The sequence below is a fragment of the Streptomyces sp. NPDC033178 genome (assembly GCF_055577685.1).
Genome location: NZ_JBVIPT010000024.1, coordinates 83,505 through 96,544 on the forward strand (window position 1 = coordinate 83,505; position 13,040 = coordinate 96,544).

Below are 13,040 nucleotides of genomic sequence, written 5' to 3' on the forward strand. Positions count from 1 at the left end.
CCTCCCTCCCTGACGAGCCTGTCCAAGAGGGCCTTCTACGCAACCGCACCTCGCCCAAGTCGTACCTCCCCAAGAGCAGGGAAATCGTCGTGGCATGCCATGCCGCCAGGACTGCCTGGCACTGGCCGACTTCGACGAAATGCGGATCAGGTTTGAGACCGCACCCTGTCCTGCAGCCTGAACTGCCTCGCCTGCCCGACAGCGCCACCGGCCGGTCGGAGCGTTCCAGTCGGTCAGGCCGAGGGGCCGGGGCCCGGCGGGCCTTCTGTTCGGTCGGGCCACACCCCCACGTGGTCCGGTTCCCCGGTCAGGCGGACCCGGCCGCTCAGGCCGTAGCGGTCCACGTAGTCGCGGGGCAGTTGGAGGCGGCCCGCGCGGTCCAGGACCGTGTATTCCTCCGCGTTCCTGCCGCCGGGCCCGCGCAGGGTCTCCGTGGAGGTGCGGCCGTCGCGGATGCGGACCGTGCGGCGGACCTGCCCGGAGACCAGCGGGTCGTGGGTGACGACCAGGACGGTGGCACCGAGTTCCTCGTTCGCGCGGCGCAGCGCGGCGAACACCTCCTCGGCGCTGGCGGTGTCCAGCTCGCCGGTGGGTTCGTCGGCGAGCAGGACCCGCGGGGTGTTGGCCGTGGCGACCGCAACGGCCACCCGCTGCTGTTCGCCGCCGGAGAGCTCGGCCGGCCGCCGGTCGCGGCAGTAGGCGACGCCGAGGACGTCGAGGAGTTCGGCGGCGCGCGCGGCGCGCTGGCGGCGCGGCACACGTACGTACTTCATGGGCAGTGCCACGTTCTCCAGGGCGGTCAGGTACGGCAGCAGGTTGCGTCCGGTCTGCTGCCACACGAAGCCCACCGTGCGGCGGCGGTAGCCGAGGCGCTCGCGGCGGCCGAGGGCGAGCAGGTCGTGACCGGCGACCCTTGCGCGGCCCGCGGTGGGCAGGTCGAGTCCGGAGAGGATGGACAGCAGGGTCGACTTGCCGGACCCGGACGCGCCGACGAGCGCCGTGCACTCGCCCTCCCCGACCACCAGGTCCAGGCCCTGCAGTGCCTGGACCTCGACCTCGTCGGTGCGGTAGACGCGGACCAGGTTGTCGCACACGACGAGTCCGTCGTCGGTTTGCGGGCGCTGGGCGGCGCGGGCTTTCTCTTCCAGGTGGCGCAGGTCGTCGGCATGAGGGTCAGTCACCGTTTCTCCCCAGTCGCAGGACCGCGCCGAGTCCGCGGCGCCGTCCGATCCAGGTCTCCACACCCACCGCCGCCACCACCAGCACGCCCAGGCCTGCGCCCAGAGCAGCGGTGAGCAGCAGGTCGGGGTGCGGGGTGGGGGCGGCGGGTCCGCCCGTGAACTCCCGCAGGTCCAGGGCGGGGCCCAGCAGTGCGGGCAGCGTCAGGCCCAGGGCTGTGCCGCCCGCCACCGCCGCCACCACCATCGGCAGCAGCTGCAGCAGGTGAAGCCCGGCAGTGGCCCGGCCGCCCAGGCCAAGGGTGCGCAGGTAGGCGGTGGTGCGGCCGCGTGCCTCGGCGGACAGCAGCAGTTCCAGGACCAGCGCCAGCAGGGCCAGCAGCACGGCGAGCGCGGTGCACGTGGTGTGTGCGGCCCGCAGGACGCCGATCATGCCGTCGGCCGCGGCGTCGGCCTGTTCCTCGGAGCGGATACGCAGTTCGCCCACGCCCGTGTCGTGGGTGGCACGCGGCACCAGGGACCGCAGCGTCTGTACGTCCAGGCGCGGGCCGTACAGCAGCAGTGCGGATCCCTCGAAGTCGCTTGCCCCGATGGCCGTCAAATCCCCGTTGTCGGCCAGCAGCAGCCGTTGCCTTGGGGGTGTCGTGCCGCGGACCGGCCCGAGTGCCGCGTCCTGGAGTACGTCGTCGGGGAGAGGGCCGACGACGTACAGGCGCAGTGTTCTGCCGTGCGAGGTGAGGGTGAGCCGGTCGCCAGCGCGGGCCCCGGTGGCCAGTACCCGGATGTCGGTGCCGGGCCGCGGGCCGGTGAGTCCGGCGGTGTCCAGTGCGCGTGCCGCGGGCGAGTGGGGGGCTGCCGCCCGCAGACGTGCGCCGTCGATGCCGACCAGGCTCGCGATGCCGTACCGGCTGCCGCTGGTCGCGCTCGTCGGGTCCACGCGGAGCTGCCGGACGCGGACACTCTCGCGCACTCCGCGCACCTGGGCCAGCCGCTCGGCGATGGCCGGACTGCGGTGTGCGCCGAGGTAGGAGGCGTCCGCGCCGACCTGCCATGCGGCGGCCTCACGGCGCCCGTCGGCCAGTGTTCCGGCCACCAGGCCGCCGAACACCGCGCCGGCCAAGGTCACCACCAGGACCAGCAGGGCAAGGGCCCGGGCGGGTGCTTCCTTCGCGGCCCGGGACAGCGCGATCAGGGCCACCACGCCGCGCCGCCGGGCCGACAAGCGCGCCAGGATCCGTACCGGCAGCGGGTAGCAGCGCACCAGCACGGCGACGGTGGCCAGTCCCAGCAGTGCGGGTATCGCGGCCAGCAGCGGGTCCGGCCCTCCGGCGTCGGTGGCCGTGCCCCGGCTCCGCAGCGCGATGACACCGGCCGCGGCCAGGAGCAGGATTACCACCTCGACGGTGAGGCGGCGGCCCGCCGCGAACGGGCCCGGTCCGTGACCGGTGCGCGCGCTGCGGTCGCGCAGGGCATACCAGGTGAGGGCAGGGAGCAGCAGCCAGACCAGCGCGGCCACCAGCAGCGCGTGCCGGTACGCGGGCGCGGTGCCCGGGAGTGAGCGGGCGGCGGCGATGCCTGCCGCGAGCCCGAGCAGCACGGCCGGCGCCGTGTGGGCCGCCCTCGTCAGCGCCAGGCCCGTCGCGGAGGCGCCGCGGGCCCGCTGCAGCCGGTGCGCGTCCAGGCTGCGGCGCACCGCGAGCAGCGCGGTCACAGCTGCGGCGAGCAGGCCGACGACGAGCAGGGATGCCAGCGCGAAGGAGATCACAACGCGGCCCTGGCGCCACTGTCGGCCGAAGTCGGTGAGCACGTCTGCAAGGTGCGTACTGTCCTGCAGGGTGGAGGCAGGGTGCGGGCCGATCTCGCAGTACATGCCGCCGTAGTCGGCGATGTCACCGCAGAACACGGACCGCGCATCATCCGGGTAACGCACCAGCAGCCGCTGCAGCTCACCCTGACCCTGCTCCCCCGCGAACCGTGCGGCGGTCCGCGTACCAAGGTCCAGGCGCATCCCCCAGGTGACTGTGAGTACCGCGCCTGCCTGCGCCTGCAGGGCGGTGACTGTACGGGGCGCGACCAGCGCGCGGGCCTCCCAGTCCAGTCCGGCAGCGGTGTCCGGCGGAAGCCTCGACGGGCCTGTCAGCAACGGCAGTTCACGCCACAGCCGGTCCCCGCCCGTCACCGAGCCTGCCTCCTTCGCATCCGCGCCGACGCCCTTCGCGTGGGCGTCCTCCGCGTCAGCGCCCTTGGCACCGGTGCTCTTGGTGCCGGTGCCCTTCGTGCCGGTGCCGTCCGCGTCGCCGCCCTTGTTGCCAGTGTCGTCCGCGTCGGCGTCCTTGGTGCCGGTGTCGTCCGCCGTGAAGAACCCGACGACCACGGCGGTGGCCCGGACCTTGTCCAACGCGCCTGGGCTGAGCGGGAGTTTCTGCCCCAGCCGCAGCTTCAGCGCATCGCGGGTCCGGGTGGACACGGCAATTTCGACGCCCTCACCACCCTCGCTGCCCTCACTGCTCCGGGTTGGCGGCCGCCCCTCGGCGTAGGCCCCGTGGCCTGGCGCGTCGGAGGCGTACACCAGGCCCAGACCCACCTTCCCCGCGGTCGTCGCGGTGTCCAGGGTCGGCAGCTCCACCCGGGTCGAGTCATGTTTGAGGCCGCCGTTCAGGGCGTCGGGGGCAGCGTTGGCGATCACGTCGGTGGCCGGGAGCAGGTCCTCGGCCAGGTCGCTGGCCCAGGCAGCGGAGTCCGCGCTGTCCGCCGGCTCGAACCGGGCGCTGAACAGGATGCCGGGCCCCGCGCGCTGCTCCTGCTCCAGCCGCGAGGCCAACGCCTGCCCGGCGAGCCGGTCCAGAAGCCCGGGTCCTGCGGCGGCGACCGCGGTGAGCAGCGCCACCAGCACGGCCAGGCAGACCAGCAGCGGCACCTCGGCGCGCACCTCACGCGCAGCAGCCCAGCGCAGCGGCCGTATCGGGCGCTTCACCTTCACCGGTCCTCCCCCGCGCGCAGCACCCGCGCCAGATCGACGCGCCCCAGAAAGCGGGCGGCGACCGTCACGACCGCGCAGATCACCAGCGTCGTCGCACCCGCCGTCAGGGCCACGCGGGCCCAGGGCACGTCGGTGAGCAGCCCCGGGTAGAGCGGCCTGCCGGTGTCGTCGACCGTCACCACCGGCATGACCAGCGCGGCCAGCACGGTGCCCAGCAGCGTGCCCAGCACCGCCGCCACTGCGGCCAGCACCAGCTGCTCCGTCCACAGATACGCCGCCAGTTGCCCGCGCCGCACACCCAAGGCCCGCAGCAACGCGAACTCCCGCGTCCTGGCCCGTACGGACAGCGCCGTATGCAGGGTGAAACCGACGACGGCGAACGCGGGCGCCAGGACCAGACACAGAGTGAGTGCCCCGCGCGCCCCCTGCCGCAGCGGATCGGCGGCCAGTTGTGCCCTCATCTGCGGCACGTCGAGGGCCGTGCCCAGGCGGGGATCGGCACGCACCGCGTCCAGCGCGGCCGCCGCGTCCCCGCCGTCGGCGGCCACCCACCAGGCGGACTCGGCGGCGGGCAGGGTTCCGCCGAGCACGAACTGGGCTGCCAGCGCCCGGGAATCGGCCAGCAGCCGCGGCCGGTCACGCTCCGCGCCCGGCACCGCACCGATCCTCCCGACGATCTTGATGCGGGCGGTGCCGCCACCGGCACGCTGCACCGTGACCGTGTCCCCCACCCGGGCCACGCCCGAGGACAGCAGCATGCGATCGGCCAATGCGGGCACCGGCGGACGCCCCTTGGCCCGGTCGGTACCCAACCGCACGCTCCAGGTCGGGTACTTGAGGGTGGTGTCCGGTCCGCGCAGCACCGCGTCCAGCAGTGTGCCGGGCGCCTGCCGGTCCGAACACAGCACCGGCCCCGGAGCAGTGCCCGGCAGGCGGCGCGCCTTGGCATCGGGGCACCCGGCGATCTTCCGGTCCGGGGCGTCGCTGCGCAGGTCGTGCCAGGCAGCGGGCCGGGCCAGGCCGGGTACGCGGTCGACGGCCAGGCGGTAAGTACGCCGTACCCTCTCGCCGGTCATGCTCACACCGAGCTGGACGATGCGTGCACCCTCAGCGGCGACCGGAACCTTCAGACGTACGGTGCGGACCGTGCCGCCGGTGTCCTTGAGGACCGTCTCGCTCGCGCGGGTGAGGCCGTCGGCGTCCACGAAGTGCACGGTGAGTGTGAGCGGCACCGGGGTGCCGGGGCCGTCGGCGGACAGGCGTACACGCAGCGGGAGTTCGTCCGCCGCACCGCTCAGCGGCAGCCCGTGAGCGGGAATGTCTTGGCCGAGCGGGGCGACCAGCTCGGACACCGGCCGCTCGGCGAGGTCGGGACGCAGGGCGGGAGCGGGACCGCGTGCGGTGTTGATGCCGGTGACGGTGACCCAGCTCTGGCCGAGGTATCCGTTCGCGTCGACCACCGGAGTCACCGCCCCCGCGCCGGGCAGTGCGCCGTACGCGGCACGCCGCTCGGCGGTCGCGAGCCGCTCGCCGGGGACGATCCGCAGGTCGGCACCGAGCCTGAACACCGCCTGGTCGTGGTCGCCGCGGTCCAGGATGGCCAGCGCGGTACTGCTCAACGCGGCAACGGCCAGGGCGAGTGTCACCAGCAGCGCCGGACCGGCATGCCGCACAGCACGCCGCGCGATCTGCCAGCCACCCAGCGGCAGCACCAGCCCGGTACCGCGCCGCGCGAGAGGATCCGCGATCCGGGCGGCCAGTGGCAGCGCCCGCAACACCAGCAACGCCGCCGCACACGTCATCGCCACAGGCGCAAACACCAGCACCGGGTCGACGCCCCCACCAGTGACCGGCGACCGGTACTGCCTCAACTGCAGCCAGCCCAGCACCGCGACAGCGGCCAGCGCCACATCCGCGCCGAGCCGCTGCACACCCGCGAACCGCCCCAGACGCAGCCGGAGCCTGCGCACCGCCTGCCGGTCCCGCACCGTCCGCACCGTCGGCCACAGCAGCGCCGTACCGTGCACCACCACAGCCAGCAGCGCAGCCACCCAGCCCGCCGCCAAAGTCGCCGAGTCAGGCACCACGCCGGGAATCAGACCCGCCCCGTCCAGAAGGCGGAGCAGCGGGCCGGCAAGAAATGGCGCGGCCACTCCCGCCGGCACCGCGACGGCCGCCCACTGCACCGCCGTCGCCACAGCGAGCCGCAACGTTCCGGCACCACGCGCGGCCAGCAACGCAAGCTCGGCACGACGGTGCTCGGCGAGCTGACGCGCAGTGAGCACGAGAGCGGCGGCAGCCAGAGCGGCAAGCAGCGTCGCCGGAATGTAGAGGCCGGCACGCGCAACCGCGATAGGGGTCGTCAGGTCATCGAGTGCGTTGTCGAGCGTGGACCTGACCTCGAGCTCCGCGGCCGACCCGGCCGGGAGCGGAGCACCGCGGAACACGGACAGCGAAACGTCACTGCCGCCGAATACGTCGGCACGCCGCTGCAACGGCCCGATTTCCCCGAGCCCAAGCCCGCCGGTGTCCGGCACACCCAGCCACAACGCATCGGCGTCCCCGGCCAGAGCGGGCACCGCCGTCAGAGCCTCACGCGACACCAGCGCCATCGACTCGGGCGCCCTGAAGGTGGGACTCAGGCTCGCCCAGACGGCCGGGCTGCGGCCGCCCACCCGGTACAAACCCGCCACCCGCATCCGGACCTGCGGCCCGCTGTCGGGCTGCACACGCAGTTCGTCGCCGGGCCGCACCGCGAGCTCCGCGGCAAACACCTCACTCACCGCGATCTCGACGGTCCCGCCTCCGGCGTGCGTCTGCGGCCAGCGCCCCGCCACCAACTCAGCATGCCGCTGCGACTCCTGGAGGGCCACGAGCGTGACGACGGCGTCATCCCGCCGGCGGCCGTCCGCCTCGGTCACACTGAGTGCGGCGGACCTGCTGGCCGGGACCCGTAACGCGGACCAGGTGTGATGCGGTACGCCACCGAAGGCACGGTCGACGGCAGCGCGTACCAGACCATCAACCTCCCCCGCACCACGCGACTCGTAGGCACCGGAGACCTCGACCACGGCCGCCGGGTCACGGACCAGCCGTCGCTGAATCCCGCCCTCGACGGCCTTCTCGGTGAGCGCAGCGAGCGCGGCCAGAACAGTGGCGGCAAGCAACACCGCAAGGCCGGCGGCACCCAGCACCAGACCATGGTGCGCGGTACCACGCACTGCGGTAGGCGCACGTCTCCCACTCAACTCGCCGGCCTCCCCCAGCCCCCCGTACGGCCAGCCACAGTATGGGTCCGACCATCCGAGACCCGCAATCACCCGAACAGGCCCGTACCCAGCAGGACTTGAGCCCGCCTCTACGAGGCGAAGTTCCCCAAAGCCGTCAAGAAGATCACCGAGGACGAGACCGAGCTGCTGGCGTTCTTCAACTTCCCGGCCCAGCCCTGGATCCACTTGCGGACCACGAATCCGGTCGAGTCGACGTTCTCCACCGTTCGGCTACGGACCAAGGTCACCCGAGTGGCCGGCTCCCGCGCTGCCGCCCTGGCCAAGGTCTTCGAGCTCGTCGAGTCCGCCCAGCAGCGGTGGCGGGCCGTGAATGCGCCCACCGCCCCACCTCGTCGCCCGCGTCCGAGCCGGGGCCGGTTTCGGGCGAGGCGTCGTCATCGGGCCTGCGGGGGCTTCCGATGACATTGAGTGTCATCACTAGGATGAGTGGCATGGGTCGATGGATGCCGGACGCAGCGGGCCGACTGTCGCGGGCCGCGCTTGAGCTGTACGAGGAGCGCGGCTTCGAGGACACCACGGTCGCCGAGATCGCCGAGCGGGCCGGTCTGACGAAGCGGACGTTCTTCCGTCACTTCCCCGACAAGCGCGAGGTGCTGTTCCCGCTCTCGGCCCGGATTCACCAGGTGATCGTCGACGCGATGGCCGCCGCGCCGGCCGACCTCTCGCCGCTCGCCGTCGTCCTGGAGGGGTATGGCGCCGCTGTGGACATGGTGAACACGGCGCATGCGCACGCCCGGCGTCGCCGAGCCGTCATCGTGGCCAACCCGGAGCTTCGGGAACGGGAGCTGACCAAGTTCGCCGCGACCAGTGCGGCCGTGACCGAGGCGTTGCGCGAGCGCGGTGTCGCGCCGCGGGCCGCCTTCCTGACCGCCGCGGCGGGTGCCGCCGCTTGGAGAGCCGCGCGCGAACGCTGGATCGAGGGTCCGGAGACACAGGACCTGCATGCCCTGCTGCGTGAATCCATGGAGGAGCTCAGGGCCGCGGTCGCGGCCCCGCTAGCGCCGTAAGCCACCGGTACCGGCACAGCCACGCCTCCCCTTGCCGCTCCCGCCATCCATGACACCAGGCGTCATCACATGCCACGTGTTCGACCGGGAGGGTGCATCACGCATGTCTGAAACGTTCGACGAGGCAACCACGCTCAAACGACGAACCTTCGTCGCGGCGTCGACAGCGGTGGCCGGCCTCCCCCTGCTGACCTCGGATCGCCTGCCCACAGCCACAGCCACACCCGCGCCGGCCGACCGGCTCTCCACCGTCCATCTGACGGTCAACGGCGAGCAGCGAACCGCCCAGGTCGACAACCGCACCTCGCTCCTGGACCTCCTCCGCGAGCACCTGGACCTCCCCGGCACGAAGAAGGGCTGCGACCAGGGCGCCTGCGGAGCCTGCACGGTGCTCGTGGACGACCGGAGGGTGAACGCCTGTCTCACCCTCGCCGTGATGCACCAGGGCGCGCGCGTCACCACGATCGAGGTGCTCGCCCGGGGCGAGCAACTGCACGCGCTGCAATAGGCGTTCATCGACCACGACGACCTTCAGTGCTGCTACTGCACGCCGGGGCAGGTCATGTCGGGCGTCGCCTGTATCGCCGAGGGCCACACCGGCTCCCGGGCGGAGATCCGCAACGCCTTCAAGGTGCGGCTGGTCGAACGGACCGTGCGCCGCCAGCTCATGACGATCGGAGGACAGTGATGGCGACGACCGTCGTCGGACAGCCACTCTCCCGCGTAGACGCCCGCCGCAAGGTGACCGGAACGGTCACTTACTCGGCCGAGCACCGCGTCGAAGGCCTGTTGTACGGCGTGATCGTCAACGGCACGGTGGCCCGCGGCACGGTCAGCCGGATCTCGGTGGACGCGGCGCTCGGCCACCCGGGCGTCCTGCACGTCCTGACCGACTTCGGCGGCCTGCGACTTGCCCACCCCGTCGATCGGATCGCCTTCTACGGCCAGCCCATCGCGGTCGTCGTCGCGGAGACCCTGGAGGCGGCGACCCATGGCGCCTCGCTGGTCGAAGCGACGTACGAACGGCAGGACGCGGTAACCGACTTCGACGCCCCCGACATCCCCTCGCAGACACCCGCCGACGAGCCCGACTACAGCCGCGGCGACCCGGCGGGCGCGCTGAGTTCGGCGCAGGTGAAGGTGGACCTGGAACTCACCAGCGCCCGGGAGAACCACAACCCCATCGAACTGCCTTCGACCATCGCCCGGTGACAGGACGGACGGCTGACGCTCTGGGGCAAGTCCCAGTGGTCACAGGGCGCCGCGCGCACGGTGGCCGGCGCGCTCGGCATCGCCGTCGGCGACGTACGCGTGCACAACGAGTTCCTGGGCGGAGGGTTCGGCAGCGGAATCCAGACTTACGACCATGTCGTGCTGGCCGCGTTCGCCGCGCGCGAAGTCGGCAGGCCCGTCAAGGTGGTGCTGACCAGGCGTCAGTTCTACTACGGCACCGGGTTCCGGCCTGCAAGCCGGCACCGGATGGCCCTCGGCAGCAGTGCGGCCGGGCGTGTCAGCGCTCTCGTCTACGAGGTCCGTATCGAGAACGCGCGCTACCGGACCTACACGGACGGCCTGACCGACCTGCCGAAGTTCCTCTACGGCGTCCCCAACACCAGTACCGCCTACCGGGTCACGCCCGTCGACGTCCACTCTCCGGCCTCCATGCGCGGCCCAGGCGTGGCGCTCGGCAACTTCGCCCTGGAAACCGCGATGGATCAGCTCGCGCACGAACTGGCCGTGGATCCCGTCGAGTTGCGGCTGCGCAACGAGCCGACCCAGGACGAGGTCTCCAAACTCCCCTTCTCCACCCGGAAGTTGCGCGAGTGCTACGAGACAGGCGCACGCCGCTTCGCCTGGTCCCGGAGGCACGCCGAGCCGGGCTCGCGCACGGACGGCGACCTGCTCATCGGCATGGGGATGGCCACCGCCAGCTACTACAACAACCGACGCGACTCCAGCGCACGGGCCCGGATCCACGCCGACGGCACCGCCGAAGTCTTCGCGGCCTCCGCGGACATGGGCCCCGGCACCACCACGTCGGTCATGCAGGTCGCCGCGGACGCCCTGGGGCTGCCCGCCTCGGCGGTCACCTTCAGGCTGGGCGACTCCAGCTACCCCACCGCGCCCCTGCACGCGGCGGCCTGCACCATGGCCAGCGTGGGCTCGGCCGCGCACACCACGTGCAACGCGCTGAAGGCGGAGTTCGTCCGCAGGGCGGTGGCGGACCCCGACTCGCCTCTCCATGGCGCGAATCCGGCGAATGTGCACGTCCGCGACGGCTATCTGTCGGCCTCCGACTCGGGAGCCCGGGACAGCTACCGGGACATCCTGCGCCGCGCCGGTCTGCCCAGCCTCGACATCACCGGCAACTGGGGCCCGGGCGACGCCGATTCGAAGATCTCCACCTACGGCTACGGGGCCGTCTTCGCCGAGGTCTCCGTCGACCCCCTCCTTGGCCTCGTCCGCGTACGGCGCATCTTCGCGGCGTACGGCGTAGGGCGAGTGATCAGCCCCAAACTCGCCCACAGCCAAGCCATCGGCGGCATGGTCGGCGGCATCGGAATGGCCCTCCTCGAAGGCACCGTCACCGACCACCGCGACGGCCGCATCATCAACGCGAGCCTCGCCGACTACCTGGTGCCGGTGAACGCGGACGTCCCCGACATCGACGCCGCCTTCATCAACACCGAGGACCCACAGGCCGATCCGATCGGTGTGAAGGGCCTCGGCGAGATCACCATCGTCGGGGTGGCACCCGCCATCGGCAACGCGGTGTTCAACGCGACGGGCAAACGCCTGACGGACCTGCCGATCCGCCCTGAGGCACTGCTTTGACCCACCACTACTTTGACCTACGTGGATGACCTCGCGACGCTGTGGCACATGCGGCACCCGGAAAGTCCGCCCCTCGCGCACAAGTTCTGCAGTACACAGGCGGGGCGTTGGGTGCGTTTCCACAGAGTTCACCCGTCCCCGCGAGAGAACCTCCAGCCCGGAGCAGTGGAACCCGGCGTCCCAGTAGCCGTTGTACGGGACTCGTAAATGATGACTCGCGCCCCGTCGATTTGCATGGTGAGGCCCTTGGTGAAATGTTCCGCCAGAACCCTCTCCTTCATTAGCTCCGTCCCGGTACTTTCGACATGAATTCCTTTGGGTTCCGTTACTACGAGAATTCGTGCACTACTGCGCATGCATGCGCGAATCTGAGGAGAAGGCAATTCGGTGCCGTAAAGGTCGTGCGAGGCTGCCGGAGTGAGATCCTGGGCAAGGTCGAACATCCCTCTGTTTACCGAAGGGTAGGCCAGTGACCATGCGCGTCTCTTCACGGACAAGTAGAGAATTCCGTCGCCAGGAGCGTATTCCCTGGACAGGATTATTGCCAGATCGGTGACATTGTCCGATCGGCTTTCCGGCGTCCGCAGCCTGAGGGACTCCGGTATGAGCAGTACGATTGCCAACGCGACAACAATCACAGCGGTTACTCGCAGGTTGCGACCCAGTTCAGACACACGATCCAGCACTGCCCCCAGAAGGAGCGCCAGGCCGACGAGACCGTAGAGCACGTACCTCTCCACATAGAAAGGCTTGTAAAGAGAAATCAGCATGAGAAGCATAGTGGGCAATATGAACAGAGGCAGGGCGATCGCCCGTAGACTGAAAGGCGCTTCAGGAGAAACTTTGCCGGCGTTCCCTGGCGAAGCGAAGTAAGACAGCACCATCGCGAAAGAAACCAGTATTGCGAAGCGCTGGTATTCACTACCGGTGACACTGTCGATCCATGCAACCTGCCCGGATTGCGCCATTCCCAGAGCCGCAAGGGGTGCGACTCCTGCCGCAACCAAAAGTGCGGTGTATACCCAAGGGCGCCGCGCATAATCCGGAACGACGAAGGCATGCACCACCAGGGCAAGGGCGGCGAACTGATGCAGAATGCACGCTGCCAGCATGAGAGCGCCGTATATGATCCATGACACCATCAAACTTCCACGTCTAACAATTACCGGGGCTCGGCAGCTAAGTACCGCACTCACAAGGAAATACGTGGCCCAGACCACAAGTGCGCAGACCAGTGAGTACGAGCGCCCCTCCTGTGAATATCTTTGAACATCTGGGAGTACGGCGAAGGAAAGGCCTGCCAGTATTCCAGCTCGCATCCCTGACAATCGGACCCCGAGCGCTGTGACTCCTGCCGCTGCCAGCGCACCGGCGAGAACAGAGGGAATGCGCAGCACCAGGAGGTCAGTCCCGAAGAGGCCGAACAGCCCATGCATGAGAAGGTAATATGCTCCATGCACGGCATCTATGTTACCCAGCGTCTGCCACAGGTCCGGCAGGCTGCGGGAAGCCAATTCGAGAGTCACAGCCTCGTCATGCCACAGGGTTCCATCTCTGCGAATTCCCCAGATGCCGAGAAGGGCGGACAGCGAAACCGGCAAGAGCCAGGGAGTGAAGAATCTTCGGCGTGAGAGCAGGGAAACTCTCCGAGAGCGTCCCTGAGGAGTATTTTCCGTATCGTTGACAATGTCGAACTCGGTGAAGGACATCGGCGGCAGGGCCTTTCAGCAGCGGCGAAGAAGCTCCGCCA

Annotated in this window: 7 protein-coding genes and 2 pseudogenes; 5 read left to right on the plus strand and 4 right to left on the minus strand. The window is 70.5% G+C overall.

The window, feature by feature from the left end; translation table 11 throughout:
• Positions 1-233: 233 nt before the first annotated feature.
• Genes ACZ5VQ_RS42355 through ACZ5VQ_RS42365 form a run of 3 tightly spaced genes read right to left on the minus strand, consistent with a single transcriptional unit; the run spans position 234 to position 7,352 of the window.
• Complete coding sequence (locus ACZ5VQ_RS42355) at positions 234-1,181, minus strand: ABC transporter ATP-binding protein (protein ID WP_469109676.1); 948 nt, start codon at positions 1,179-1,181, stop codon at positions 234-236.
• The gene (locus tag ACZ5VQ_RS42360) at positions 1,174-4,152 is read right to left on the minus strand and encodes a hypothetical protein (RefSeq protein ID WP_469109677.1); all 2,979 of its coding nucleotides are present in this window, start codon (positions 4,150-4,152) and stop codon (positions 1,174-1,176) included. The genes ACZ5VQ_RS42355 and ACZ5VQ_RS42360 overlap by 8 nt, the downstream gene beginning before the upstream one ends.
• 2 nt (positions 4,153-4,154) lie before the next feature.
• Positions 4,155-7,352: an FtsX-like permease family protein gene (locus ACZ5VQ_RS42365; RefSeq protein ID WP_469109678.1), complete on the minus strand. Its 3,198-nt coding sequence runs from the start codon at positions 7,350-7,352 to the stop codon at positions 4,155-4,157.
• A gap of 165 nt (positions 7,353-7,517) precedes the next feature.
• Between ACZ5VQ_RS42365 and ACZ5VQ_RS42370 the strand changes: the two are divergent.
• The 5 genes and pseudogenes from ACZ5VQ_RS42370 to ACZ5VQ_RS42390 form a co-directional block, all read left to right on the plus strand.
• Positions 7,518-7,869 (plus strand): annotated as a pseudogene (locus tag ACZ5VQ_RS42370) (transposase); the annotation flags it as partial.
• Between the two features lie 10 nt (positions 7,870-7,879).
• Positions 7,880-8,455, plus strand: a complete 576-nt coding sequence (locus ACZ5VQ_RS42375; RefSeq protein ID WP_469109679.1) for a TetR/AcrR family transcriptional regulator — start codon at positions 7,880-7,882, stop codon at positions 8,453-8,455.
• Positions 8,456-8,558: 103 nt separating this feature from the next.
• A pseudogene (locus ACZ5VQ_RS42380) lies at positions 8,559-9,143 on the plus strand ((2Fe-2S)-binding protein).
• Positions 9,143-9,667 (plus strand): hypothetical protein, encoded by a 525-nt coding sequence (locus tag ACZ5VQ_RS42385; RefSeq protein ID WP_469109680.1) that lies wholly within the window; start codon positions 9,143-9,145, stop codon positions 9,665-9,667. Before ACZ5VQ_RS42380 ends, ACZ5VQ_RS42385 begins: the two are co-directional and overlap by 1 nt.
• A 12-nt stretch (positions 9,668-9,679) precedes the next feature.
• A complete protein-coding gene (locus ACZ5VQ_RS42390) occupies positions 9,680-11,290 on the plus strand; it encodes a xanthine dehydrogenase family protein molybdopterin-binding subunit (protein WP_469109733.1) in 1,611 nt (536 codons plus the stop codon).
• Positions 11,291-11,418: 128 nt separating this feature from the next.
• Here ACZ5VQ_RS42390 and ACZ5VQ_RS42395 read toward each other — a convergent pair whose 3' ends face one another.
• Positions 11,419-12,999 carry a glycosyltransferase family 39 protein gene (locus tag ACZ5VQ_RS42395; protein WP_469109681.1) on the minus strand — a complete coding sequence of 527 codons (1,581 nt, stop codon included), beginning with the start codon at positions 12,997-12,999 and terminating at the stop codon, positions 11,419-11,421.
• Between the last annotated feature and the right edge of the window lie 41 nt (positions 13,000-13,040).

Coding starts and splice junctions, on each gene's coding strand:
- ACZ5VQ_RS42395 (WP_469109681.1), bottom strand. CDS start 12,999: ATGTCCTTCACCGAGTTCGACATTGTCAACGATACGGAAAATACTCCT.
- ACZ5VQ_RS42375 (WP_469109679.1), top strand. CDS start 7,880: ATGGGTCGATGGATGCCGGACGCAGCGGGCCGACTGTCGCGGGCCGCG.
- ACZ5VQ_RS42385 (WP_469109680.1), top strand. CDS start 9,143: ATGGCGACGACCGTCGTCGGACAGCCACTCTCCCGCGTAGACGCCCGC.